The sequence below is a fragment of the Yimella lutea genome (assembly GCF_006715095.1).
Classification (GTDB): Bacteria; Actinomycetota; Actinomycetes; order Actinomycetales; family Dermatophilaceae; genus Yimella; species Yimella lutea.
Genome location: NZ_VFMO01000001.1, coordinates 39420 through 63604 on the forward strand (window position 1 = coordinate 39420; position 24185 = coordinate 63604).

The window sequence follows — 24185 nt, forward strand, 5'->3', positions numbered from 1 at the left end:
AACGGCCGTGGCGTCTCGCCCATTGTCCGGACACTCACGACCGAACCGGTCCACGACGTAGCGTGAGGGGGTGACCGAGGCACCCACCATCAGCACCGTCGGCGAACTTCGCGCGAGCGGCCATCAGCACAAGCACATCCGCGAAGAGATCCGCGACAATCTGCTCGCGGCCCTCGCCGCGGGACGCAACCCGTGGCCGGGCCTGCACGGCCTGGACGACACCGTCGTCCCCCAGTTGGAACGGGCACTGATCGCCGGCCATGACGTCGTCCTGTTGGGCGAACGTGGCCAGGGCAAGACCCGCATCCTGCGTACTCTCGCCGGGCTCCTGGATGAGTGGACGCCGGTGATCGAGGGGTCCGAACTGGGTGAGCACCCGTACGACCCGATCACCCACGCGTCCAAGCAGCGTGCCGAGAAACTCGGTGACGACCTACCGATCACCTGGCGGCATCGCGCCGAGCGGTATTCGGAGAAGCTTGCAACCCCCGACACCTCGGTGGCCGACCTGATCGGTGACGTCGATCCGATGAAGGTCGCCGAGGGGCGCAGTCTGGGCGACCCGGAGACGATCCACTTCGGCCTGATCCCCCGCTCGCACCGCGGCATTGTCGCGATCAACGAACTGCCCGACCTCGCCGAGCGCATCCAGGTCGCGATGCTCAACGTGATGGAGGAGCGAGACATCCAGATCCGTGGCTACCTGCTGCGGCTGCCGCTGGACGTGCTGGTCGTCGCGAGCGCCAACCCGGAGGACTACACCAATCGCGGGCGCATCATCACTCCGCTCAAGGACCGCTTCGGCGCGGAGATCCGCACCCATTACCCGGTCGAGCTCGACGACGAGGTGGCCGTCATTCGGCAGGAGGCACATCTGGTCGCCACCGTGCCGGACGCACTTGTCGAAATCCTGGCCCGCTTCACCCGTGCCCTGCGTGAGTCGTCGTCCGTCGACCAACGCTCCGGTGTCTCGGCCCGCTTCTCGATCGCAGGGGCGGAGACCATCGCGGCAGCTGCGCTGCACCGCAGGGTGATTCGTGGCGAGGACGACGCCGTGGCTCGCGTGGTCGATCTGGAGACAGCGGTCGACGTGCTCGGCGGAAAGGTGGAGTTCGAGGTCGGCGAAGAGGGACGCGAACGCGCGGTGCTCGACCACCTGCTGCGTACCTCGACAGCCGACACCGTGCGCCACCTCTTCAAGGGACTCGACCTGGCTCCACTTGTGGACGCGTTCGAGAACGGCTCGATGGTCACGACCGGTGAGCGGGTGACGGCCAAGGACTTCATCGACGGACTTCCCTCGCTCGCCGGATCGACGGTCTACGACGACATCGCCGAGCGGGTCGGTGCGACGACGGACGGCGAACGTGCCTGCGCGATCGAGCTCGCACTGGAAGGCCTGTACCTGATCCGCAAGGTGGGCAAGCAGTCCGGCGACGGCGAAACCATCTACGGCTGAACGGAATTCGAATGACCCATCGCTCCCGTTACGGGAAGTACACCGGCGGACCCGATCCGCTGGCTCCTCCCGTCGACCTCGCCGACGCACTCGCCGCGATCGGTGAGGACGTCATGGCCGGGTACTCCTCGGAGCAGGCGATGCGCGAGTACCTGCGACGCGGCAGCGAGCAACAGCGCGGGCTCGATCAGTTGATGCAGCAGGTGTCCAAGCGACGCGAGGAGATCCTGGCGCGCAGCAACCTCGGCGGCACACTGAAGCAGGTCAGGGAGCTTTTGGACAAGGCGGTGCTGGAGGAGCGAAAGCGGCTGGCTCGCGACCTCGACGACGATGCCCGGTTCGCCGAGATGCGGATCGAGAACCTCCCGCCGTCTCCCGCGCAGGCCGTCACCGAGTTGGCCGACTACCCGTGGCGGTCGGCCGACGCGCGCGAGCACTACGAGCAGATCAAGGACCTGCTGGGTCGGGAACTGCTCGACCAGCGGTTCGCGGGTATGAAGCGGGCCTTGGAGTCCGCGACCGATGAGGATCGAGCCGCGGTCACCGAGATGCTGCGCGATCTGAACGAGCTGCTGGCGAAGAAGGCAGCCGGGCAGGACGTGGACGAGGCGTTCGAGCAGTTCATGGACAAGCACGGCGACTTCTTCCCCGAGAACCCGCAGAATCTCGACGAACTCCTCGACGCGATGGCAGCCCGTGCTGCGGCCGCGCAGCGAATGATGAACTCGATGACCCCCGAGCAGCGTGAGGAACTCATGCAGTTGGCCGGGCAGGCGTTCGGATCACCGGAGCTGATGGAGCAACTCGCGCAGCTCGACTCCCAGCTGCAGTCACTGCGTCCGGGCGAGGACTGGGGCGGTTCGGAGGAGTTCGGCGGCGAGGAAGGACTCGGTCTGGGCGACGGCACCGGCGCGCTGCAGGAGCTCGCCCAACTCGACGACCTCGTCCAACAACTCGACCAGGACCGGCCGGGAGCCCGGATGGACGACATCGATCTGGACGCCGTCTCCAAGCTGCTCGGCCCGGAAGCGGCGCTCGACGCACGCACGCTCGCCGACCTCGAGCGCGAACTGCGCGACACCGGATACCTGACCAAGGGGTCGGATGGCGCACTTCGCTTGTCCCCCAAGGCGATGCGGCAGCTCGGCAAGACGCTCCTGCGGGATGTCGCCGACCGGATGTCCGGTCGCTCCGGGTCGCGGGACATGCGTCGATCGGGTGCCGCGGGCGAACTGACCGGCGCCTCGAAGCAGTGGGAGTTCGGGGATACCCAGAGCTGGGACGTCACCCGCACCATCACCAACGCCGTCCAGCGCAAGGCTGCGGACGGTCGGCGGGACGGACGCGTCCGGATCGAGATGGGCGATGTCGAGGTGGTCGAGACCGAGGCGCGCACCCAGGCCGCGGTGGCTCTGCTGGTCGACACCTCGTACTCGATGATCCGCGCCGGTCGATGGGTGCCGATGAAGCGCACTGCTCTCGCGCTGCACCAGCTGATCTCGACACGCTTCCGCGGAGATCACCTGCAGCTCATCGGTTTCGGCCGGAACGCCGAGGTCATGGGCATCGAGGAACTCACCGCGTTGTCGGGCATGCAGTACAAGGGGACGAACCTGCACCACGGGCTGCTGCTGGCCAATCGCTTCTTCCGCAAGCACCCGTCCGCACAGCCGGTGCTGCTGATCGTCACCGACGGCGAGCCGACTGCGCACCTCGAACGCGACGGACAGTCCTTCTTCGACTACCCGCCGCACCCGTTCACGCTCGCGGTCACCATCCGCGAGTTGGAGACCGCCGGACGGATGGGCGCGCAGACCACCTTCTTCCAACTCGGCGACGAGCCGTCGCTCGGACGCTTCCTCGTCGAACTCGCCAAGCGGGTCGACGGCCGCGTGGTCACCCCCGATCTCGACGATCTGGGCAGTGCCGTCGTTGGTTCCTTCCTCGGCTCGCGCACCGACCTGCCGCACGATCTGTACAGCGAGTTCGGCATGGGCCGCGGTTGGTGGGCTTAGCCCAACCGGCACCCCTTACCGGACGTCGACACAGCGACCCCTCTCGCTCGGAAAGGGGTCCCACATGAACACCCCCGCACTGCGCCGCGCTGCCGCCTCATCGCTGTCGGCACGGTGGCCGGCCGCACCACCTCATTCCCGACCTCGACCCGCGGTACGGGTACGTTGACGTCACCCTGACCAGCCACGACGCCGGCGGCGTGACCGATCGCGATGCTCAGCCTTGGCGGTCATATCAGCGGTTTCGCAGCGGCTGCCGGCCTGTCGCTGCTCAATCAGAACTTGATCCACGCCGCTGCTCTGCACCGTTCGGGCGAGCGAAATTCCGAAGCGCGTGATCAAGCGTCGACCGGACGCGAGGCCACACCCGCTCGAACCACGGAGGCTGTCTCAGGATCCGGTGCCGGCTGCCAGGCTTCCGGCTCGCGCAGCGAGCCACTCGTCTCTGAGCGCGCCGTAGGTGTAGCCGTCGACCCATCCCAGTTCGGCGTGCCAGGAGTCCCCTCGCCCGTGCTGCTCGCGCCGCAGACCGGTCTTCTCCAGGATACGTACCGAAGCGAAGTTGTCCGCGAAGCAGCCGGCCGTCACTCGTCGCAGTTCGAGGTGCACAAACGCAGCCTCGACCAGGCCGCGGGCAACGGCTGATCCCACACCGCGACCTTCGTACCCCGGGCGGACGATGTATCCGATGCACGCGTCGGTCCCGCGAGGCTTGCCGGGCTGGCCCGCTCCGTCCTCGACCTCAAGGAATCCGACCCCAGCAAGCTCACCGTCGACCTCGGCGACGCAGGAGAAGTCCGTCTGGCTGGACGCAACGGCGAGCCAGCTTCGGCGTAGCTCGTCAAGGGTCTGGTGGGTGACGATCATCCACCGGTTGACTTCGGGCAGGTTGCGGAAGCTCGCGATGACCTCGATGTCTGCGTCTTGGGGATCGCGCAGCAACACACCGTTGATGGTCTTGGGCCAAGGACGAAGGGGAGGCACCCGCTGACACTCACAGCCGTAACGTCGATCGTCAAACGACTTTCCCGCTGTCGCCGACGCACGATGCTGTCCTCGTGTTGAGCGGAGCGTCATGTAGCCGCGCTTTGTGCGTGCGACGGCAGGGCTCGTTGTCAGCCGGTGTTGTGGAATTCGATCCAGTGCAGGTTGAGGGGTTCCCAGGATTGTCGTTCGTACGGTTTCGCCGGCTCTGCTGGCTTGGAGTACGTGCCGGGTGGGGTTGCTGGGTCGGGTGGTCGGTAGCCGAAGCGGTCGCCGTACCGGTCGTGGAACGTGAAGAACCCTGGTGCCATCGTGGTGATGGTGAAGTCGCCGGCGTGTAACCGGTCGTGGTGGAAGGGGCAGAGGCTGATCAGGTTGCCCAGGTCGGTGTTGCCACCTTTGGCCCAGTGGATGACGTGGTGGACCTCGACGTACCGGTGGGTTCCGCACCCTGGGAACCGGCAGCCGTGGTCCCGGTCGTGCACGAGGCGGAGGGTGCGGCGCGGGACGATGCGTTGGGTGCGTCCGACGTCGACGGGGAACCCGTTCTTCTCGATGATCGGCACGATCAGCCCGTCACAGGAGAGTTTCTCGCGGAGTGCGGGTGGGAGGGCTCCGGCACCGCCCGACCAGCCGTGTCCGTGGGCGTCGAGGTGGAACAGCACCCGGTAGGTGTCCGCCCGACCCGACACCCCCTGAGTGCCGGCGTGGAGGGAGTGGAGCATGGCTTCGAGGAACGCGTCCGCCAGAGTGATCCGTGGTTTCCCAGCCGCGTCCAAACCTTCACCCGAGTCGGCACCGAGGTGGGTGCCGCCGAACGCGGCCGGAATCCGTTGAGCCGTGGTGTCTTGGTCGGACTCGATTGCGGGGTCCTGGCCGCAGTCCTGATCGCAGTTGTTGTCGCCATCACTGTCGGTGTGGCGGGTTTGCTGGAACAGCGCGTTCTTGGCTTCGTTCAACACTTGCTCGAGGAGTTCGCCCTGGTCGACGGGTCCGTCGAACTCCAAGTGGTAGCGGCCTTTGTCGAACCAGGACCGTAACTGCGCCGGACGGGTGGACGGGTCGGGTTCGGGCACCTCGTCCTCGTCCACATCGTCGTCCAAGTTGTCGTCGGTGTCATCAGCGGGGAAGGGGTATTTCGCGACGGCCCGTCGGAGTTGGCCGACGTCGCAGTGTGGTGCGAGGCGGGTGACATCTTCGTCGAATCCGGCCGGGACATGACGGGCGATGACCGCCAGTTGGTGGAACGTGATCTCGGTGCGTTCGAACGCGGCGATCGCGTGCGGGAGTTCGTTCGCGCGGGAGGCGATGCGGACGATGTCGGTTGCGGCGGCGCGGGAGACGCCGGCGAAGCAGGTCAACCAGTGCTCGGGCGAGCGGATCCCGGAGACAGCCCAGTGCTGTTCGGTGAGGGATTCGCGCATCACGGTGATGAGGTCGGCGTACGCGCCGGTGAGGGCACCTGCGGCGCGTTCCAGGTCGTACCTGGCCACGTACGCGGGGTCGTACTCGGCCGGGTTGTCGAGCACAGCCTTCGACGAAAACGGTTCGGGTTCAACCGTTTCCGTGGCGCCGACTGCTTCGTTCGCCCTCATACGAATAGTCAACCATCGAGCACTGACAACCACCGTGTGGTCACGTTTGCGTCGAGGGTTCGGGGTGGTTTCGGCACCGAGGGACTCGTTCCTCATCCGTCGCACTCCTGCTCGGAGTGGGCGGTTTTGTCGTTGCGGCCGACGGCCAGTCGCTCACACCGACGATGAGCGTCCTGCTGGCTGCTCGCGCGATGCGCGGCCTCTGCCGTGATCGCCCTGCGCGGTCTCGTCGCAGGAGCGTTCGGACTCCTCGGTGCGTTCCTACCGTTGATCCTGAAGACACCCGCGGGTCTGTCGCCCGCCGCGTCTGGCATCACGCTGAGTATCGCCGGATTGTTCTGGGCGGCTGGGTCCAACATCGCCAGCCGCCGGTACGTCCAGGCCCACAGCACCGAACTCCGGCGCAGCCGAATCGGGCTCGCGCTCATCGGAGTCAGCGGCACCGGCGTCCTGGCATACCTGCGCGACACGGCACGTACGCCATAGCACTGACGACCTGGGCGCTGTCGGGCATCGGTATGGGACTCTCCGTGAACTTACTGACGACGGCGCTGCTCGACCTGGCCCCTGAGTCCTCGCTGCGCTTCCACCAATCTGCTGCGAGCACGGTCGCCCCGCGGCTCAACCAGCGGTGAATCTCGGCTCGACCGTCGGTGACTTCAGCTCGAGCAGCACCGAATTGATTTCACCAGCGAGCAGGATCAGGCGTTGTCGTCGCGGCGGGTGAGTTCGCGCAGCTTCTCCTGCGACTGAGCCGCCTTCTCCCAGGTCTGCAGGTTGCGGCGCTGTTCCCGTTCGACGCGGTCGAGCTGTTCCAGCAGCCGGCGCGACTGCTCGATGTTTGCCTGGTGCTTTGACAGTTCGTTCTCGGCCTTCAGGCGGCGCACCTCGTCGATCGGCCAGAGCGGAGCACGCTTCAGCTGGTTGAGCGCTTCCCGCCGCTTCAACGCCGACTCGTCACCGAGGTGCATGCTCGCGGCGGTGACCGCGAAGATCACACCGAAGAGGTAGATCGAGGCCAACACGATGAGGAAGATGATCATCCGGTCCTCCTCTGCGGTCGTGTCTGCAGTCTAAGTGGCGTCCCTGTGATCAGAGGTCGAGGTGCTGATGCCAGGACTGTGTCTTGTAGACGGTCTTCCAACCCAGGGACGTGTAGAGCCCGTCGGCACCGGTCGGCGAATCGGCGTCGACCTCGAGCCCGACGCGGTTCCGTCCGCGCTCCGCGGCATCGGCGATCACTGTGTGCAGCAACGCTTTTGCCACACCGTGTCCGCGCGCTCGACGGTGTACGCCGATGTAGTCGATGTAGCTGCCCTCGACGCCGTCAACGTCCGGCGGGCTCACGGACGACACCACAGCACCGGCCGGCAACTGCTCACCGTCCTGCTCGATCGTGGCCAACCACCAGTGGTCCCAGCGGTGTCCGGGGTCCTCGCGCAATCGCATCACGAACTCCGGGAAGCTCTCGCGATAGGAACTGAAGTGGTCCTGGAAGGACTCTTCAAGCAACTGGTGCACGGTCTGCAGGTCTTTCGCGACGGGCAGACCGTCGTCGTGCTTCTCGACGCGACGGACAGTGACCCCTGCGCGCGGCGACGGCAGTGAGCCGGCCTCCGACGCGAACACCGGACGCGACATGTGCCACCACGTGCGGACGTGGTCGTAGCCCGCTGCAGCGAGCCACTTCTGCTGGCGTTCGTCCACGGAGTAGGCATGCGCGTCCAGCAGCGTCGATTTCAAGCCACGAACCTTCGAGATGGCCGCCGCGAACCGCTCCCCCGCCTCGAACAGGCATTGCGCAACCTGATCGGCCCGCGCCCCGGTCAAGTCCTGTCGCAGTTCAGGCTCGATCTCCGTCCGACCGGCAGCCCTGTCGTGCACCGAAAGCCACGCAGCAAGGCGGCCCTCCTCGTCGAACACCAGCACCTGCCGTCGGGTCCACGAACCGATACCGGTCAGCTGCCGCTTGAGCATCGGGGCGTCGACGGAGCCGTCACGGCCGACGGCGCGGCGCCGGTCGGCGACGAGCTGGACGACATCGTCCGCATCGTTCGGCTCAGGAGAGCGCACCGTCCATCCGTCCGGCAGACCTTCGATCGTGAGTTCGGTAGCGGTCATGCGGCCCAGTTTCCCAGGGCGCGTATCCGCTCGGGCGTTCGCCGGGTGTGCAACGGCTCCCACTTCTACGCTGGCGAAATGAATCTCGATCAGATCCGTGACGAACTCGCCCCGCTCGGCATGCTGCGCGCATCGATCAACCTCGGCAACCCGGTTCTTGCGCAGGGAGATTCGGCCGGTCCATCCGGGGTCACCGTCGATCTCGCGGCCGAAATCGCCCAGCGACTCGGAGTCGCGATCGAGTACGTCTGCTTCGATGCGGCACGTAAATCGTTCGAAGCGCTCACGACCGGGGACGCGGTGATCGGGTTCATGGCGATCGAGCCCGCTCGCGCTGATCAAGTGAACTTCACCGCGCCGTACGCGTTGATCGAAGGCGTCTTCGTGGTCCCCGCCGACAGCTCGCTGAGCACGGTCGCTGATGTGGACCGGGAAGGCGTGCGGATCGGGGTGAAGGAGGGATCGGCGTACGACCTGTTACTCACCCGCACTCTCGAGCACGCCGGACTGGTCCGCGGGTCTGAAGGCGTCGACGTCTACGCGGATCAAGAGCTGGAGGCAGGAGCCGGAATCCGCCAGCCCGCAACGGTGTTCGTCGAATCCGACGCCCGCCACCGCCTGATCGAGGACGCATTCATGCAGATTCGACAGGCCGTTGCCGTGCCGAAGGCGATGTCGGACGAAACCGTCGCCTGGTTGCACTCGCTCGTCGAGCAACTCAAGGAGAACGGCTGGGTCGCAGCCGCGTTGAAGCGCAGCGGACAGGGCGGCGTCCGGGTCGCACCCGCCTAGTCACGTCAGGAGTAGGCGACCCTCCGCTTTCCGGACGCCCGGGGTGACCGGCCGGCAACCTGGGAGCAAATCGTCTTCGGAAGGCCCCCCCTGGCCCAGCAGAAGACCGTTCTTGCGGCCAGACGCGAACCCTCGAGATCAACCTGCTCGGCACCATGAACGGCTGCCACACCACTCACCCCTACCTCAAGCGTGCCGGTGAGGCACAGGTCATCAACCTGCGTTCGGCGTCCGCCTGACTCCGGACGACGTCGCCCGCGCCGCGTTCAAGGTGGCGCAGGGCGGACGCGGCGGCGTGCACCGCGGAGTCGGCGTGCAGGCTCGGACGATGATGGCGAGCGCAAACCCGTCCGGCGCCGGCAGCCGTCTGGTGAACAAGATCCTCGGCAACCGCTGACCGGGCCGCCCTACTGCTCCTCGTGGGTGTCCGGGTCGCCGCCGAACAGACGTCCGTCAGGTTTACCGAGCGCGGTGATCGCCGCGACTTCGGCATCGGTGAGGGCGAGCCCGAGCACGTCGAGGTTCTCCTTCTGCCGTGACGGCGTGGCCGACTTCGGCAACGGCATGACATTGCGCTGCACGTGCCAGCGCAGGATGACCTGCGCCGGTGTCGCGTCGTGCGCCTTGGCTGCCTCGACGACCGGGCCTTCGGAGTAGGGCGCGCTCGCCTTGCCGAGCGGGCTCCATGCCTGCGTCCGGATCCCCAGTTCCTCGTGCACCTGTACCATCTCGACCTGCGGGAAGTAGGGGTGCAGTTCGATTTGGTTCACCAACGGCGTCACCCCGGTCTCGTCGATGATGCGGCGCAGGTGCTGCGCGGTGAAGTTGGAGACGCCGATCTCCTTCACGAGTCCGGCCTGCTGAGCTTCGATCAGCGCCTGCCACGCCTCGACGTACAGGTCGACGCTCGGGTTGGGCCAATGGATCAGGCCGACGTCGACGTGGTCGAGCTTCATCCGGGACGCCGAATCGCGAAGTGACTGCGCGGCAAGGTCTTTGGCATGGAATCGGCCCGGGATCTTGGTCGCCACCATCACCTCGTCGCGCGGGATGTGGCTCTTGCGGATCGCGTCGCCGACTTCTTCCTCGTTCTCGTAGTTCACCGCCGAGTCCAGGTAGCGGTAGCCGGTCTTCAGCGCCGAGACGATCGCTTCGACGCCTTCCTCACCTTTGAGCGGGTAGGTGCCGAAGCCGACGGCGGGAAGCGTGAACAGGTCGCGTTCGGTGGTGGAGGTCATGCGTCCACGGTAAGCGCGGAAACGGGTTCGAGGTCGACCACGAGCGGCGCGACCGAACCCAGAACGACGACGTGGCAGGAACGGGAGGCACCCGTCGACGGATCGATGACGCTCACGACATGCCGTCCGGTCACCCCAAGACGGACGGCGAATCGTCCGTCCGGGCCGGCCGTGGTTGTCAGCTCGACCTCACCTGACGCAGTGGTGACGGTGATCGACGCGTCCGAAACGGGGCGCCCTTCGAGGCGGACCAGTCCGGTGAGTTCCAGACGTGGTCCGAGTTCCACGTCGTACGCGCCCGGCTTGTCGATGCGGACGAGTTCGGCGCGCGGCTGGTAACCATCGGCGTTCGTGATCCGTTGGTAGACAACGGGACCGGGCAGCACGAGCGAATACGAACCATCCGGTTCGACCCGCGACCAGTCGACCTCCTCGCCGGTGTCGGTGAGCAAGGTGGTGACTGCGCTGCGGGCAGGGCGACCGGGCGCGTCCCGCACATGCCCGTGGATGATCACGTCGTTGCCGGTGTGGGTCCGGTTCGCCTCCTGCCGGCGACTGGAAGGGATGAAGACGGCGGCGAAGGCCGAGAACAGACCTGCGGCGGCGGCGATCCAGTAGATGTCGTGGAAGGCCTCGAGGGTCGGCAATTCGATGTCACCGACGCGCAGCACATAGCTCAGACCCAGCACCACTGCGCCGATGATGAGCGAGTACTTACCTCCCCAGCAACGGGTGATGGTGGCCGTCACCGGCGACAACACGACCATCATCAGGCCGCCGGCCGGCAGAGCCTATTTAACTGTTCGAGCGCGATCAGAGCCGCTCGCCGCCGACCCAGACCGACGCGATGTCGTCCGTCGTGCCGAGCGCGAAGATCTTCGCCAGAGCGTCCTCGGAGTCCTTGGCGTACTCGATGCCCATGTCGAGTGGGTCACCGTTCTGCGGACGGATCCACACCGCATCGAACTCACGCCCCACGGACAGATCGCCGACGCGGTCGCCGAGGTCCAGTGCCACCGCACCGGCGCGCGTGGCCAGGTGGAGCAGGTGCGCGGCGGTGAGCGGAAATCCCTCGTCGGCCAGCAGTTGCTGCATGAAGTAGGCCTGCAGCCCCTCTTTCAGCAGGCAGTACCCGGTGCCCGCACCGACGTCACTACCGAGCGCGACCGAAACGCCCTGCTCGACGTGCCGCTTCAGCGGGAACAGTCCGCTGCCGAGGGCCGAGTTGCTTGTCGGACAGTGCGCGACGGACGTACCGCGCGCGGCCATCATCGACAGTTCCTCGTCCTTCGGGTGGACGTCGTGCGCCAGCACCGAGCGCCGTCCGAGCAGACCGTGGACGTCGTAGGTGGAGGTGTAGTCGAGCCCACTGAACAGTTCCTCGACCTCCTCCACCTCGCGCTTGTTCTCGTTGACGTGGGAGGTGAAGTACAGGCCGTCGATCTCCTTCATCACCCGGCCGCAGGCTGCGAGCATCTCCTCCCCCGCCGACAGCGAGAACCGCGGGGTGACCGCGTAATGCAGTCGGCCCACCCCGTGCCATCGCCGGGCCAGGTCGATCGACTCCTGGTACGCACGCTCGGGAGTGGTCAACAGACCCTCCGGCAGGATCCGGTCGGAGACGACGAGACCGCTGATGATGCGGATCCGGCTCGCGCGGGCCTGGCTGAAGAAGACGTCCATCGCCGAGGCGAAGTGCGAACCGAAGACGAGCGCGGTCGTCGTGCCGGCCTCCCGCAGGCCACGCAGGAAGCCCTTGGCCACGCGCGCAGCCTGCTCGTCGTCGGCCATGCGCAGTTCTTCGGGAAGAGCCGCACGGTCGAGCCAGTCCAGTAACGGCATGCCGAGCGCACCGATGACCCGCAACTGCGGAAAGTGGACGTGGGTGTCGACGAACCCGGGCAGCAGGATGCCGTCGCTCAGGTCGACCACCTGCTCGTCGGGATACTCCCGGGCGACGGCCTCGAACGAGTCGCGCCGCGTGATCACGCCCTCGACCACCCGCAGTCCGATGTCGGTGCCGGTACGCAATGCCGCACCGTCGAAGGGACTGTCCGGTGTGTCGAGAACGGTCGCGCGGTAGATGGTCATCGAGTGGCCCTTTCGCTGTCGCGATCGTTCGCGAAAGCCTGAAGCAGTTGTGCGGCGATGCCGACGGCGATGGCGGCCGGTTCCTTGGAGGTGATCTGTGGGATTCCGACGGGGCACTGGATGCGCGCGATCGCCTGTGGCGTGTGCCCTTCCTCGACGAGGGTCTTCTCGAAGCGTCGCCACTTCGCGTTCGACCCGATGAGGCCGATCGTGCCCAGGTCGTCCCTGCGCAGCGCCGAGTCGCAGACCGCAGCATCCTCGGCGTGGTCGTGACTCATGATCACCACATGCGTGCCGGACGGCACCTCGGTCAGCAGCACCTCAGGCACCGGAGTATGACGGACCTCGACCTCCGCCGCCGTGTCGACCAGCTCGGAACGCACCGAATCGACCTGCGCCACACGGGAATCGGCGAGGTAGAGGAGGATGTCGTGTCGCGCGAGGATGTGCGCCAACTCCCGACCCACATGACCGAGTCCGAACACGGCGACCGCCGGCGTCGGCGGCGAGGGTTCTAACATCATCGTGACCTCACCTCCGCAGCACTGCACACCGAAACTGTTATCGGCGTGCGCGCTGAGTGACATGTGCATCTGCTCGGGTTCGTCGCTCGCCTCGACCAGCATCTCCCGCGCGCGGGTGATGGCTGTCTCCTCGAGATTGCCACCGCCGACCGTGCCGTACGCCTGTACCGCGGTGACGACCATCTTGGCGCCGGCCGCCCGCGGAGCGTGTCCGCGCACAGCAACGACCGTCACCAGAACCGCCGGCACCCGTTCGTGGCGAAGGCGCTGAATCACCTTGGCCCAGTGCATGATTCGTGATCCTCAGTGGGGATCTGACGAGTTTCCCGCGCGGGCATCCTCCAACGCCCAGAACACCGCTTCCGGCGTGGCCGGGCAACCGATCTCGACGACCGCTCCCCCGTCACCGAACGCCGCGGCAGCCTGTCGCAGCGCCTCGCGCACCGAGAAAGCCAACATGAGCGGTGGCTCACCGACGGCCTTCGAGCCGTAGACGACGCCGTTCTCGTGCGCGTTCTCCAGCAGCTTCACGTTGAACTCGTGCGGCATCTCCGAGAAGCTCGGCAGCTTGTAGGTGGACGCGGCCTGCGTGGCCAGGCGTCCGCGCGTCGGCTTGTCGCTGGTGTCCCACCGAAGATCCTCGAGCGTCAACCAGCCCGCGCCCTGCACGAAACCGCCCTCGATCTGTCCGATGTCGACCAGCGGCGACAGGGAGTCGCCGACGTCGTGGACGATGTCGACCCGACGGGTCGTGTACGCGCCGGTGAAGCGATCGACCTCGACCTCCGCCGCGGCGACGCCGTACGCGAAGTACTTGAACGGGTTTCCCTGCACGATCGAGGCGTCCCAGGACAGACCCTCGGTGCGGTAGTAGCCCGCCGCCCAGAGCTGGACCCGGTCGAAGTAGGCCTTCTTCACCAGATCGTCCCATCCGATCTCCTCCTGCATGTCGGCCTTGACCTTCTCCAGCCGCGCAAGGATCTGCTCACACGCGTCCTTGACCGCCCCACCGTTGAGGTCGGCACCCGAACTTGCAGCTGTGGCAGAGGTGTTCGACACCTTGTCGGTACGCGTCGGCGCGAGCCGCACCCGGTCGAGCGGGATACCGAGCGTGGTCGCCGCGACCTGCAGCATCTTCGTGTGCAAGCCCTGGCCCATCTCGGTGCCGCCGTGGTTGATCAGCACCGAGCCGTCCTTGTAGATGTGCACCAACGCGCCCGCCTGGTTGAACGAGACGAAGTTGAACGAGATGCCGAACTTCACCGGCGTGATCGCCAAACCGCGCTTCACGTCGTCGTGCGCGGCGTTGAACTGCTCGACCTCGGCCATCCGGCGGTCGAGTTCGCCGTTGCTCCAGACCTGGTCCCAGCAGGCAACCATCCGGTGCGGATGACGCACCTCCTGGCCGTACGGGGTCTCCTGACCCTCCACGTAGAAATTCTTGCGCCGCAGTTCATGGGCCGGGATACCGAGCGCCGGCGCGCAGCGTCCGAGAATGTCCTCGGTGACCAGCATGCCCTGCGGTCCACCGAACCCACGGAACGCAGTCTGCGACGTCTTGTGCGTCTTGGCGATGCGTCCACGCACTCGGACATTCGGCAACCAGTACGCGTTGTCGGTGTGACACAGCGCCCGGGCGAGTACCGGCTCGGACAGGTCGAGGCTCCACCCACCGTCAGCAGTGAGCAGGGTGTCGAGCGCGACGATCTTGCCCTCGCCGTCGAACCCCACCTTCCACGAGGAGTGGAAGCCGTGCCGCTTGCCGGACATCGTCATGTCCTGATTCCGGTTGAGCCGCAGGCGGACCGGGCGTCCGGTGAGCTTGGCACCGAGTGCGGCGATGGCGGCGAAGCCGTGCGGCTGCATCTCCTTGCCACCGAAGCCGCCACCCATACGCAGGCACTGAACGGTGACTTCGTGCGCCTCGACGCCGAGCACGTGCGACACGATGTCCTGCGTCTCGGTGGGGTGCTGGGTGCTGCACTGGATGAAGACCTGGCCGTTCTCGTCGATCAGTGCGAGCGAGGCGTGGGTCTCCAGGTAGAAATGCTCCTGCCCGGCGAACTCGAACTCGCCCTCGAACACATGAGCTGCCTGCGCGAACGCGGTCTCGATGTCGCCGCGCACCATGGTCGGTGTCGCACCCTGGAAACTCTCGGCCTCGATCGCCTCGGTGACCGTGATGAGCGCCGGGAGCGGCTCGACCTCGAGCTTGACCGCGGCGGCACCACGACGGGCTGCTTCGAGGTCGTCGGCGAGCACCCAGCACACGGCGTGCCCGTAGAACATGACCTCGTCCGGGAACAACGGCTCGTCGTGCTTGATGCCGGCGTCGTTGATCCCGGGCACGTCGTCGGCGGTCAGCACCCGCACCACGCCGGGGACGTCGTACGCCGGCTGGACGTCGAGCAGGGTCACCTTGCCGTGCGCGACCTCGGACCGCACCGGGTACGCGTGCAGCGTGCCGGCCGTACGGCCCACCAGATCGTCGGTGTAGAGCGCCGCACCGGTGACGTGCAGATCAGCCGCCTCATGCGGCATCTCTTGTCCGACAACGGCATTCATCGGACGCTGGGAAAGGGTGCTCATGACGCGACCTCTTCGGTCGTCTGCGCGAACAACTTCGGCAAGGACGTACGCAGGGTCGCGGCGCGGTAGCGGGCGCTGGCTCGGTGGTCGTCCATCGGCGTGCCTTCGCCGCCGAGGACCTCACCCGCCGCTGCAGCCGTCTGCGCCGTCCACGACTTGCCCTCGAGCGCCTGCTCGGTGGCGGTTGCCCGGATCGGAGTGGCCGCGACGCCGCCGAGTCCGATGCGTGCCTTCTTGACCACGCCGCCGTCGATGTCGAGCGCGATGCCGACGGCCACGCTGCTGATGTCGTCGAAGCGACGCTTGGCGATCTTGTGGAATGCCGTCACCCCACTGAGCGGCAACGAAATCCGGATCGCCTTGATGAGCTCGACCGGGTCGCGGACGGTCTGGCGGTAACCGGTGAAGTAGTCGGCCAGCGGCACCGCGCGCTCCCCGCCGGGGCCAGCGAGGACGAGGTCCGCCTCGAGCGCGAGCAGCGCGGGAGGGGTGTCGCCGATGGGCGATCCGGTGCCGAGATTGCCGCCGATCGTGCCGCCGTTGCGAATCAGGCGGGAGGCGAACTGTGGGAACAGCTGGGCCAGCAGCGGGACACGTCCGTCGAGCAGCCGCTCGGCCTCACTGAGGGTCAGTGCGGCGCCGAGTTCGACGACGTCGTCGTTCATCTCGAAGCCGCGCAGTTCGGCGAGCCGGTCGATCGCGACGACCAACGGTGCACGCACGCCCTTGATGTTCACGTCGACGCCCCAGTCGGTGGAACCGGCGACGACGACCGCGTCCTCGTCGCCGGAGATGATCGAGAGTGCCTCATCGAGGGACGTGGGGCGCACGAACCGTCCGTAGTGGTGCTCGACGCTGGTGGCAGCGCCTTCGGGCGCCGGCGAGGAGAGGCGGGTGACCCGCTCGTCACTCTCGTCCGCATCGCCGAGTGCGTACGCGGCGTCCCGGATCGGGCGGTAGCCGGTGCAGCGGCACAGGTTGCCCGACAGCGAGTGCAGGTCGAACCCGTTGGCCCCGTGCTCCTCGCTGTCGTCGCCCCCGGCCTCGCGATCGGGGCGGTAGAACTCGGCGGCCATCGAGCAGATGAAGCCGGGGGTGCAGTAACCGCACTGCGATCCACCACGCACGGCCATCTCGCGCTGCACCGGGTGCAGATCGTCGGGCGTACCGATGCCTTCGGCGGTGACCACCTCCTGGCCGTCCAGCGTGAGCGCCGGGATGAGGCAGGCGTTGATCGCGGTCCAGCGCGAACGGCCGTCGGTGTCGGGACGAAGCACGATGATCGAGCAAGCCCCGCACTCACCCTCGGCGCAGCCTTCCTTGGCTCCGGTGAAGCCGCGGTCGCGGACGTAGTCGAGGGCGTTGATGGACGGATCGATCCCGGCCATCGAACTTACGCGTCCGTTGAGGATCATCTCGGGTTGTCCAGAAGTCATGCTTTCACTCCCCAGTGCAGTCGGCGCTCGGCCGCTGGACGGTCTACCCGGGAAACCGGGAGCATGGTTGTCGATGCCTGACCGGCGCCCGGTGATCCATGCGAACGGGCACCCGTCCGAGCCACAGTACGGACTCGCCCGACAGAACGGAAGGTTTCGCTGGGGGAAATATGTATTTCGTCTGGTGGAATCTCGCGGACGAGAACGGCCGGTCCGCTGCCCGCGTGACCAGCCGTCCGTCGAAGCCGACTCAGACCAACTGGCGGCTGAGCACCGCGTGCCGATTGACGTCCTTGTAGAGCAGGTAGCGGAAGCGTCCGGGTCCGCCGGAGTAGCAGGCCTGCGGGCAGAACGCGCGCAGCCACATGAAGTCGCCCTCCTGCACCTCCACCCAGTCCTTGTTGAGCAGGTAGACGGCCTTGCCCTCCAGCACGTACAAGCCGTGCTCCATCACGTGGGTCTCCGGGAACGGGATCACGCCGCCGGGCTCGAAGTTGACGATGTTGACGTGCATGTCGTGGCGGATGTCGGTCGGGTCAGCGAATCGCTGTGTGGTCCAACGACCTTCGGCACCGGGCATCTCTGCGCCGGGGACGTCGTCCTCGTGGGTTACGAAGGCCTCGGGCACCTCGATGCCCTCGACCCGCTGGTACGCCTTGCGGATCCAGTGGAAGGTGGCGTTCTCGCTGCCCTCGTTGTGCAGCGTCCACTGCGCCTGTGGCGGCAGGAAGACGTAGCTTCCCGGACGCAGGTCGTGGCTCTGGCCCGCGAGGGTCAGCTTGAGATTGCCCCCGACGACGAACAAGACACCCTCGGCACCCGGATCGAGTTCGGGTTTGTCCGAACCTCCACCCGGAGCCACCTCGAGGATGTACTGCGAGAACGTCTCGGAGAACCCGGAGAGGGGCCGGGCGATGATCCACAGTCGGGTGTCGTCCCAGAACGGCAACAGGCTGGTGACGATGTCGCGCATCGTGCCGCGCGGCAGCACGGCGTACGCCTCGGTGAACATCGCGCGGTCCGTGGTGAGGTTGCTCTGCTGCGGCAGCCCACCCTTCGGAACGTAATAGGTGTTGGTCATGAGCGTCCTTCCGTAACTGTTCGTACTGCATTCAAGCGGTCGGGGCCGGCCGTGCCGGTGCCGATGGGTATACCTGGTCGTGTGCAAGAACTGGACGAACGAGCAACTCCCCACCCGACGGCACGACGGCCGTCGAGCTGGTGGGCTCTGACGGCGATCGGCTTCGCTGTCCTCGGCTTCGCGCTGCTGCCGATCGTGCCCTCCACCGCACGACTCGGCCGGCTCTCCGTGCCGGTACTCCAGACCCTCTGGCCGGTCACGCTGGCGCTCGGACTTCTGGTGATCGTGATCGGAGTCCGGCGCCGTCACACCGTGGCCTGCGTGCTCGCTGCCTGCGCGGCGTTCGCAGCGCTGGTGCCGATCAACCACTGGCGGCCGGCCGGCTGCGCGGACGGCGAGACGCCCACCGGAAAACTCTCGGTGCTCACCGCGAACGCCTATGTCGCAAGCGCCGACCTGCAGGCGCTGAGCACGGTCGTCCTCGACCGGGACGTCGACCTGCTGGTGGTGCCGGAAGCGACGAACGATTTCGTGGCGCAGTTCTCCGAGACCACGGGTGGACGACGGCTCACCCACCGCACCCCTGTCATCCGGGACGACGGGTTTTCCGGTACCGCGGTGCTTTCCCGATTGCCCATCGAACAGATCGGCGGAGCCACGGGCGGTTCGGCCAGGCACACATTCGATCAGCCGGCCGTGCGACTGATCGTCGCCGGCTTGCCCGTCACCGTTCAAGCCGTGCATCCCTACCCCCCGGTGGAAGAGGTGCGCAGTTGGGACGCTTCGCTGCGCGAGCTGGGCCGTTGGCAGCGGGCGAGCACGGACGAACACCTCGTGCTCGCAGGCGATTTCAACGCATCGTGGGCCCATCCCGCTTTCCGAGACGCGGTGGGTGGCCTGCACGATGCCGGCCCGTCTTGGGGTCCGTTCGACCGTCCGACCTGGCCCGTCGGTGGACGTCTGCCGAGCTTCGTGACGATCGACCACATCATGGTGCGCGGCTTCGAATCGACCGATGCGGCGGCCATCGACGTGCCGGGCAGCGACCACCGTGCGGTCTGGAGCAATCTGCGCCTGTGTCACAGCAACGCGAAGCCGGCAACCTGAGCGCCGATCTGCTCCAGCAGGCGGTCCCCCTGTGTCATCGCCTCGTCCTGATCGCGTGCGACGTCCATCAGTGCGTACGCCCTGCGCACGCCGAGCCGGGACAGGCCGTCGGCGCCGAGCTTGTTAACTCCGCATACAGCGACGACCGGAACGCCTTGTGCTGCAGCAAGTTTGGCGACGGCTGCGGGTGCCTTGCCATTCAACGTCTGCTCGTCGAGGGTTCCCTCGCCGGTGATCACCAGGTCGGCGCCGACGACAGCCTGCGGCAGGCCGACCATCTCGAAGAGCAGTTCGGCACCCGGACGCAGTTCGGCACCCAGCAGCGCGACGGCGGCGAAACCCACTCCGCCAGCAGCTCCCGCCCCGGCGACATCGCGGCGGTCGGCGCCGGTTGCCTTCGCAACCACGTCCGCCCAGCGTCCGAGGCCGGCGTCGAGTTCGCGCACCTGCTCGATCGAGGCACCCTTCTGCGGGCCGTACACGGCAGCTGCGCCACGCTCCCCGGTCAGCGGGTTGTCGACATCGCAGGCGAACAACAGTTCTGCATCGGCCAGGCCGCGATGAAGACCCGTCAGGTCGAGCTCGGCCACATCATCCAGTCCGGCCCCACCCGGTGCGATGTCAGTGCCGTTCGAGTCCAGCACGCGAGCACCGAGCGCCTGCGCCATGCCGGCGCCACCGTCGCTGGACGCGCTCCCGCCGATGCCGATCACCAGGGTGCGCGCTCCGGCGTCCAGAGCCGCGGCGATGACCTCACCGAGCCCTCGACTGGAGGCGTTCATCGGGTCGAGATCGTCGCCCAGCATCGCCAGGCCGCTCACCTCGGCCATCTCCACGACCGCGCGTTCGCCGTCACGCACATAGGCAGTGTCGATCGTCCGTCCGACCGGATCGGTCGCCGTCAAAGTCTCCCGCCGGAAGCCGGCATACTCGGCAGCGGCGAGCGTGCCGTCGCCACCGTCGGCGACCGGCACGGTGACCACGTCCAGGTCGGTCACCACACTGCGCAAACCCCGCTCGAGGCCATCGGCGACCTGTGCAGCCGTCAGCGTGCCCTTGAACTTGTCCGGCGCGATGACCACCCGAGTCATGTCGTCAGCTGCCCCGGTAGGTGCTGAAACCGTAGGGGTTCAACAGGATCGGCACGTGGTAGTGCTGGTCGGCGTCCGCGATCGTGAACGCCACCGTGATCTCGGGGTAGAACGACTGCTCGCTGAGGCCGTCGAAGTAGTCCTTCGCGGCGAAGTGCAGGCGGTAGTCGCCCACCTCCATGCGCTCGGGACCGATCTCCCCGACGCGACCGTCGGCGTTCGTGACGCCTTCACCCAATTGCTCACCGGCCAGCGTCTCCAGCGTGATGCGGACGCCTTCGGCCGGCTTGCCGCGACTGGTGTCCAGGATGTGTGTGCTCAACGTGCCCATCAGCGTGCACCCTCAACAAGTCGCAGCAACGCGATCTCGCGCAACTGCGTGACGGTCTCTTCTCGTTCGGTCTCGTCGTCGTTGGCCAAGCGGCGTTCCATCTCGCTCAGGATCTCCGCAGCGGTGCGCCCCTTGGCCCGGATCAGGAAGACACGGTCGAACCGCTCCTCGTACGCCTCGTTGCCGGTACGCAGTCGCTCCATCACGTCCTGCTCGCTCTGGTCGACGCCGGCCTGCTCCTTTGCGGAATGCTCGGCCTGGTGGTCGGGACTGGAGGCGCGCTCACCGATGCGCGGGTGACCGGCCAGGGCAGCGTCGAGCTCGTCGTCGTCGAGCGCCCCGGCCGATGCTTCGGCCTGCGCGAGGAGCGCTTCGCGCGAGTCGTACGGACGAGCGGCCGCGACCTCCCGCGCCCAGCGCTCGACCGGCAAGCACGCAAGCAGCGCCTCGTGAACCTGTTCCTCATTCATGGCGTTGAATATGGAAGGCGCGCTCATCTGGGCTCCTCGGAATCTCAAACTTCCGCGATTCGGAAGTTTAGTTACGCATGGCGGAACGCTAGTCGGGGTGCGCCCACCCGGTCAAGGATCGTGCCGTCCGGCGAGACGGTCAATCCGTCCCAGTTGTACAAACCCGGTCGCATGACGGCCGCAGGGGTGGTTGGCTGGACTCATGTCCTCCTCGACGCAGACCATCGGCCTCATCGGCGGACTCTCCTGGGAGTCGACCGCCGAGTACTACCGCCTCGCCAACGAGACCGTGCACAGCAGGCTCGGCGGCCTGCACTCGGCACGCGTCCTGCTCAGCAGCCTCGACTTCGCGCAGATCCAGCAACTCCAGGATGCCCGCGACTGGGAGGCCCTGGGCTCCGTGCTCGGCGGCGAGGCCAAGCGCCTCGAAGCCGCCGGGGCCACGATGATCCTGCTGTGTTCCAACCCGTTGCACGTGGTCGCCGACCGCATCGACGACGCAGTCGACGTGCCGCTGATCCATATCGCCGACACCGCCGGCGCGGCGGCGAAGAACGCCGGAATGAAGGAGGTCGGCCTGCTCGGCACCGCGTTCACGATGAACGAGACGTTCTACACCGAGCGCCTGGAACGTCAGGGCCTGACCGTCCACACGCCCGCGCAGGGAGCGGTCGGTGAGATCAACCGGATCATCTACGACGAGTTGTGCGTCGGCATCGTCAACGAGAAATCGCGCCGCTACTTCCGGTCGGTCATGCAGGACCTCGCCGACCGCGGCGCCGAGGGAATCATCCTGGGCGCCACCGAGATCGAGTTGCTCGTGACCGCCATGGACGCCGACGTGCCGATCTTCCCGACGACCCGCCTGCACGTCAAGGCCGCGCTGGACGAGGCTCGTTAGTCCTCGATCTCGATCCCGAAGGCGCGGACCAGCGGTTCGATGCCGTCGACCCAACCGGCCATCACGTTGCGCATCTTCCACAGGCCGTCCCGGCGGTAGACCCGCAGCAACACGACCGCCTTCTCCTCTGTCAGCACCGTCGTGTCGAGTTCCAGCGCAGCATCACCGATCTGCACCTTGACCGCGAGCTGCTGTTCGCCGAGCGGGTGGTCGTCCGACAGAGCGACGTTGACCGCGCGGCAATCGTCCGGGAGTTCGGTCAGATCGATCCGAATTCCGTTGTCCCGCAAGGTCACCGCCCCGGACGCCGAGACAGGATTGTTGAAGAAGACGAACGAGGATTCAGCAAGCGCCTGACCGTTGCCGTCGACCTCGAAGGCCATCGGGTCGACCGGTTCGCCGACACCGGCGCCGACTGTCGCGTGCACCTCGACGACGGTGCCCGGGAGCGCGGAGTTCTGCCCGGGCGCGAGGACGGTCGCGCCGGACAACGCGTCCGGATGAACGGTGTCGTCGGAAGCCCCAGCCCCGGGCACGGGCACGGGTACGGGCTCGGACGGGTCAGGTTCCGGTTCAGTGCAGCGAATCACCACCGTCGAGACCTCGGTGATGTCCTCGTCCAGGGCCGCCGGCGGGATCGCCGCAAGCGCCTGCTGCAGCGCGGCGGCGAAGTCCTTCGCGGATGCGTACCGCTGTTCGGGCTCCTTGGCCAGACCACGATGGACGACCTCGCTCACAGGCTGCGGGACACCCGCCGGCAGGGGCGGCACCGGCTGCTGGATGTGTGCCATGGCCAAGCCGACCGCGGTGTCGGCCCTGAACGGCCAGGCACCGGTGAGCATCTCGAAGGCGACGACCGCGAGCGAGTAGACGTCGGAGAAGGGCCCGACCTCGTGACCGAGGGCAGCTTCTGGCGGCAGGTACTGCGGGGTGCCGAGCACCTCGCCCGCCCTGGTCATTCCGGCCGAGCCGAGTGCGCGGGCGATGCCGAAATCGGTGAGCTTGGCGGTGCCGTCGGGCGTCACGACGATGTTCGCGGGCTTCACATCGCGGTGGACGATGCCCTTGACGTGGGCCGCGTCGAGCGCGGTCGCAGCTTGAACGAGGAGTGCGACGGTGTCGGCCGGTGACAGCGGAGCTCGCGCCCGGATGATCGACGACAACGGATCGCCCTCGACGAGTTCCATGACCAGGTACGCGGATCCGTCGTCCTCGCCGTAGTCGTGGACCTGGGCGATGTTTGCGTGGGACAGCTTCGCGGCGTTGCGTGCCTCGGTACGGAAACGTTCGAGGAAGTCAGGATCGTCGCTCAAACCGGCGTGCAGCATCTTCACCGCGACCGGACGGTCGAGGACCTCGTCGTGTGCCCGCCAGACCTCGCCCATGCCGCCTCCGGCGATACGGGTACGCAAACCGTAACGGTTGCCGACCCTGGTCGCTGCCGCTGCGTCCATCACTCTCCCCTCCGCGCGCCAACCCTAGTGCGCGTGCGCGCGGCTAGCCTCGACTCATGTCTACCCCGCAGCTGCCGTCGGACGTCCGAGCGACCGCCGAGCGGGCGGTGCGACTCATCGACGAGCGCCTGCCGGGCTACCTGGACGGGATGTACCTGCACGGGTCGCTGTGCTGGGGCGAGTACTTCGACGACAGCGACATCGACTTCGTCGCCACCACGACCCGGCGCCCGAACGAGACCGACATCGCCAAACTGCAGCAGAACCACCGCGACCTGCCCGACCACTTCGACGGCTTCTACCTGCCGACCACCCAGCTCGCCGAGGACCCGTCCGTCCTGCCGGTGCACCCGGGCGTGCTGCACGGCAAGTTCACCGTGGCCCATCACTGCGACGCCAACCAGGTGACCTGGCAGGAACTGGCCGAGCGCGGCATCACCGTGCACGGCCCGGACGCCGGCGAACTCGACATCTTCACCAGCGACACAGTGCTCGAGCTGAACACCCGGACCAATCTCGAGGGCTACTGGTTGCCACGGCTGCAGGGGCTGGTCGACACCCCGGACGCCGGGATTGCCCCGCGCGAAGCGGCGTGGAGCGTGCTGGGAGTACTCCGGCTGCACCACGCGCTGACCCAGCACGCGATCACGTCCAAGTCGGGTGCCGGACGCTGGGGACTGGAGGCGATGGACGAGCGCCACCGCCCGGTCATCGAGCACGCCTTGGCGTGGCGGGAGGAGGGCCGGGACGACGGCGCCTTCGCCGACGATGCCGCCCGGCAGAGCGTCACCGTCGACCTGCTGTCAGACGTCCTGGGTCAGCACGACCTGCACCCGACCGACACTCCCTGACGCCGACGCGAGACCGCCCGAAAAAATCTTCGCGACGGGTGCATCCACCGAGGGC

Annotated in this window: 22 protein-coding genes; 7 read left to right on the plus strand and 15 right to left on the minus strand. The window is 67.1% G+C overall.

Annotation, left to right across the window (positions count from 1 at the left end; translation table 11 throughout):
• Nucleotides 1-70 precede the first annotated feature (70 nt).
• Nucleotides 71-1459, plus strand: coding sequence for a magnesium chelatase ATPase subunit I (locus FB459_RS00190; protein WP_141927018.1), 1389 nt, complete (start codon nt 71-73; stop codon nt 1457-1459).
• Between the two features lie 11 nt (nt 1460-1470).
• Entirely contained in the window at nt 1471-3474 is a 2004-nt protein-coding gene (locus tag FB459_RS00195; RefSeq protein ID WP_141927019.1) for a vWA domain-containing protein, read from the plus strand.
• Nucleotides 3475-3864: 390 nt separating this feature from the next.
• Here the strand turns inward: FB459_RS00195 and FB459_RS00205 are convergent, their stop codons facing one another.
• Together FB459_RS00205 and FB459_RS00210 are read right to left on the minus strand one after the other, a co-directional pair.
• Entirely contained in the window at nt 3865-4458 is a 594-nt protein-coding gene (locus tag FB459_RS00205) for a GNAT family N-acetyltransferase (RefSeq protein WP_246092244.1), read from the minus strand.
• A gap of 131 nt (nt 4459-4589) precedes the next feature.
• Nucleotides 4590-5987, minus strand: coding sequence for an HNH endonuclease signature motif containing protein (locus tag FB459_RS00210; protein WP_170221623.1), 1398 nt, complete (start codon nt 5985-5987; stop codon nt 4590-4592).
• Between the two features lie 273 nt (nt 5988-6260).
• Here FB459_RS00210 and FB459_RS00215 point away from each other — a divergent pair, with 273 nt between their 5' ends.
• Nucleotides 6261-6539 carry a hypothetical protein gene (locus FB459_RS00215; protein WP_129625515.1) on the plus strand — a complete coding sequence of 93 codons (279 nt, stop codon included), beginning with the start codon at nt 6261-6263 and terminating at the stop codon, nt 6537-6539.
• Between the two features lie 215 nt (nt 6540-6754).
• Here FB459_RS00215 and FB459_RS00220 read toward each other — a convergent pair whose 3' ends face one another.
• Nucleotides 6755-7096, minus strand: a complete 342-nt coding sequence (locus tag FB459_RS00220) for a hypothetical protein (RefSeq protein WP_141927022.1) — start codon at nt 7094-7096, stop codon at nt 6755-6757.
• Between the two features lie 49 nt (nt 7097-7145).
• Nucleotides 7146-8174 carry a GNAT family N-acetyltransferase gene (locus FB459_RS00225; RefSeq protein WP_141927023.1) on the minus strand — a complete coding sequence of 343 codons (1029 nt, stop codon included), beginning with the start codon at nt 8172-8174 and terminating at the stop codon, nt 7146-7148.
• A gap of 78 nt (nt 8175-8252) precedes the next feature.
• On the opposite strand from FB459_RS00225, the gene FB459_RS00230 reads away from it, so the two are divergent.
• Nucleotides 8253-8966, plus strand: coding sequence for a transporter substrate-binding domain-containing protein (locus FB459_RS00230; RefSeq protein WP_141927024.1), 714 nt, complete (start codon nt 8253-8255; stop codon nt 8964-8966).
• Between the two features lie 407 nt (nt 8967-9373).
• Here the strand turns inward: FB459_RS00230 and FB459_RS00235 are convergent, their stop codons facing one another.
• The 7 genes from FB459_RS00235 to FB459_RS00265 form a co-directional block, all read right to left on the minus strand.
• Nucleotides 9374-10204, minus strand: coding sequence for an aldo/keto reductase (locus FB459_RS00235; RefSeq protein ID WP_141927025.1), 831 nt, complete (start codon nt 10202-10204; stop codon nt 9374-9376).
• The gene (locus tag FB459_RS00240) at nt 10201-10974 is read right to left on the minus strand and encodes a carboxypeptidase-like regulatory domain-containing protein (RefSeq protein WP_141927026.1); all 774 of its coding nucleotides are present in this window, start codon (nt 10972-10974) and stop codon (nt 10201-10203) included. The genes FB459_RS00235 and FB459_RS00240 overlap by 4 nt, the downstream gene beginning before the upstream one ends.
• A 43-nt stretch (nt 10975-11017) precedes the next feature.
• Nucleotides 11018-12295, minus strand: coding sequence for a guanine deaminase (guaD, locus tag FB459_RS00245; protein ID WP_141927027.1), 1278 nt, complete (start codon nt 12293-12295; stop codon nt 11018-11020).
• Nucleotides 12292-13110: a xanthine dehydrogenase accessory protein XdhC gene (gene xdhC, locus FB459_RS00250; protein WP_141927028.1), complete on the minus strand. Its 819-nt coding sequence runs from the start codon at nt 13108-13110 to the stop codon at nt 12292-12294. Before xdhC ends, guaD begins: the two co-directional genes overlap by 4 nt.
• 12 nt (nt 13111-13122) lie before the next feature.
• Nucleotides 13123-15408, minus strand: coding sequence for a xanthine dehydrogenase molybdopterin binding subunit (gene xdhB / locus FB459_RS00255; RefSeq protein WP_141927029.1), 2286 nt, complete (start codon nt 15406-15408; stop codon nt 13123-13125).
• Entirely contained in the window at nt 15405-16844 is a 1440-nt protein-coding gene (locus FB459_RS00260) for a xanthine dehydrogenase small subunit (RefSeq protein ID WP_141927030.1), read from the minus strand. The genes xdhB and FB459_RS00260 overlap by 4 nt, the downstream gene beginning before the upstream one ends.
• A 250-nt stretch (nt 16845-17094) precedes the next feature.
• Nucleotides 17095-17925, minus strand: a complete 831-nt coding sequence (locus tag FB459_RS00265) for a bifunctional allantoicase/(S)-ureidoglycine aminohydrolase (protein ID WP_141927031.1) — start codon at nt 17923-17925, stop codon at nt 17095-17097.
• A gap of 81 nt (nt 17926-18006) precedes the next feature.
• Between FB459_RS00265 and FB459_RS00270 the strand changes: the two genes are divergently transcribed.
• Entirely contained in the window at nt 18007-19032 is a 1026-nt protein-coding gene (locus FB459_RS00270) for an endonuclease/exonuclease/phosphatase family protein (RefSeq protein ID WP_170221624.1), read from the plus strand.
• On the opposite strand, the gene FB459_RS00275 is transcribed toward FB459_RS00270, so the two are convergent.
• From FB459_RS00275 to uraD, 3 genes are read right to left on the minus strand one after another with little or no spacing between them, the layout of a single operon-like run.
• Nucleotides 19005-20123, minus strand: coding sequence for a glycerate kinase (locus FB459_RS00275; protein ID WP_141927033.1), 1119 nt, complete (start codon nt 20121-20123; stop codon nt 19005-19007). The two genes, FB459_RS00270 and FB459_RS00275, sit on opposite strands and share 28 nt — an antisense overlap.
• A gap of 4 nt (nt 20124-20127) precedes the next feature.
• Nucleotides 20128-20454, minus strand: coding sequence for a hydroxyisourate hydrolase (gene uraH, locus FB459_RS00280; protein WP_141927034.1), 327 nt, complete (start codon nt 20452-20454; stop codon nt 20128-20130).
• The gene (gene uraD / locus FB459_RS00285) at nt 20454-20924 is read right to left on the minus strand and encodes a 2-oxo-4-hydroxy-4-carboxy-5-ureidoimidazoline decarboxylase (protein ID WP_246092245.1); all 471 of its coding nucleotides are present in this window, start codon (nt 20922-20924) and stop codon (nt 20454-20456) included. The genes uraH and uraD overlap by 1 nt, the downstream gene beginning before the upstream one ends.
• A 202-nt stretch (nt 20925-21126) precedes the next feature.
• On the opposite strand from uraD, the gene FB459_RS00290 reads away from it, so the two are divergent.
• On the plus strand, nt 21127-21825 hold the full coding sequence (locus tag FB459_RS00290; protein ID WP_141927036.1) for an aspartate/glutamate racemase family protein: 699 nt from the start codon (nt 21127-21129) through the stop codon (nt 21823-21825).
• Here FB459_RS00290 and FB459_RS00295 read toward each other — a convergent pair.
• Nucleotides 21822-23279 (minus strand): protein kinase domain-containing protein, encoded by a 1458-nt coding sequence (locus tag FB459_RS00295; RefSeq protein ID WP_141927037.1) that lies wholly within the window; start codon nt 23277-23279, stop codon nt 21822-21824. The genes FB459_RS00290 and FB459_RS00295 overlap by 4 nt on opposite strands.
• A 56-nt stretch (nt 23280-23335) precedes the next feature.
• Between FB459_RS00295 and FB459_RS00300 the strand changes: the two genes are divergently transcribed.
• The gene (locus tag FB459_RS00300; protein ID WP_141927038.1) at nt 23336-24130 is read left to right on the plus strand and encodes an aminoglycoside adenylyltransferase domain-containing protein; all 795 of its coding nucleotides are present in this window, start codon (nt 23336-23338) and stop codon (nt 24128-24130) included.
• The last annotated feature ends 55 nt before the right edge of the window (nt 24131-24185 follow it).

What these genes read in the sequence shown, in the direction of transcription:
- FB459_RS00195 (WP_141927019.1), top strand. Translation starts at nt 1,471, where the DNA reads ATGACCCATCGCTCCCGTTACGGGAAGTACACCGGCGGACCCGATCCG.
- FB459_RS00220 (WP_141927022.1), bottom strand. Translation starts at nt 7,096, where the DNA reads ATGATCATCTTCCTCATCGTGTTGGCCTCGATCTACCTCTTCGGTGTG.
- FB459_RS00225 (WP_141927023.1), bottom strand. Translation starts at nt 8,174, where the DNA reads ATGACCGCTACCGAACTCACGATCGAAGGTCTGCCGGACGGATGGACG.
- FB459_RS00230 (WP_141927024.1), top strand. Translation starts at nt 8,253, where the DNA reads ATGAATCTCGATCAGATCCGTGACGAACTCGCCCCGCTCGGCATGCTG.
- FB459_RS00235 (WP_141927025.1), bottom strand. Translation starts at nt 10,204, where the DNA reads ATGACCTCCACCACCGAACGCGACCTGTTCACGCTTCCCGCCGTCGGC.
- FB459_RS00240 (WP_141927026.1), bottom strand. Translation starts at nt 10,974, where the DNA reads ATGATGGTCGTGTTGTCGCCGGTGACGGCCACCATCACCCGTTGCTGG.
- guaD (WP_141927027.1), bottom strand. Translation starts at nt 12,295, where the DNA reads ATGACCATCTACCGCGCGACCGTTCTCGACACACCGGACAGTCCCTTC.
- xdhC (WP_141927028.1), bottom strand. Translation starts at nt 13,110, where the DNA reads ATGCACTGGGCCAAGGTGATTCAGCGCCTTCGCCACGAACGGGTGCCG.
- xdhB (WP_141927029.1), bottom strand. Translation starts at nt 15,408, where the DNA reads ATGAGCACCCTTTCCCAGCGTCCGATGAATGCCGTTGTCGGACAAGAG.
- FB459_RS00260 (WP_141927030.1), bottom strand. Translation starts at nt 16,844, where the DNA reads ATGACTTCTGGACAACCCGAGATGATCCTCAACGGACGCGTAAGTTCG.
- FB459_RS00265 (WP_141927031.1), bottom strand. Translation starts at nt 17,925, where the DNA reads ATGACCAACACCTATTACGTTCCGAAGGGTGGGCTGCCGCAGCAGAGC.
- FB459_RS00275 (WP_141927033.1), bottom strand. Translation starts at nt 20,123, where the DNA reads ATGACTCGGGTGGTCATCGCGCCGGACAAGTTCAAGGGCACGCTGACG.
- uraH (WP_141927034.1), bottom strand. Translation starts at nt 20,454, where the DNA reads ATGGGCACGTTGAGCACACACATCCTGGACACCAGTCGCGGCAAGCCG.
- uraD (WP_246092245.1), bottom strand. Translation starts at nt 20,924, where the DNA reads ATGAATGAGGAACAGGTTCACGAGGCGCTGCTTGCGTGCTTGCCGGTC.
- FB459_RS00290 (WP_141927036.1), top strand. Translation starts at nt 21,127, where the DNA reads ATGTCCTCCTCGACGCAGACCATCGGCCTCATCGGCGGACTCTCCTGG.
- FB459_RS00295 (WP_141927037.1), bottom strand. Translation starts at nt 23,279, where the DNA reads ATGGACGCAGCGGCAGCGACCAGGGTCGGCAACCGTTACGGTTTGCGT.
- FB459_RS00300 (WP_141927038.1), top strand. Translation starts at nt 23,336, where the DNA reads ATGTCTACCCCGCAGCTGCCGTCGGACGTCCGAGCGACCGCCGAGCGG.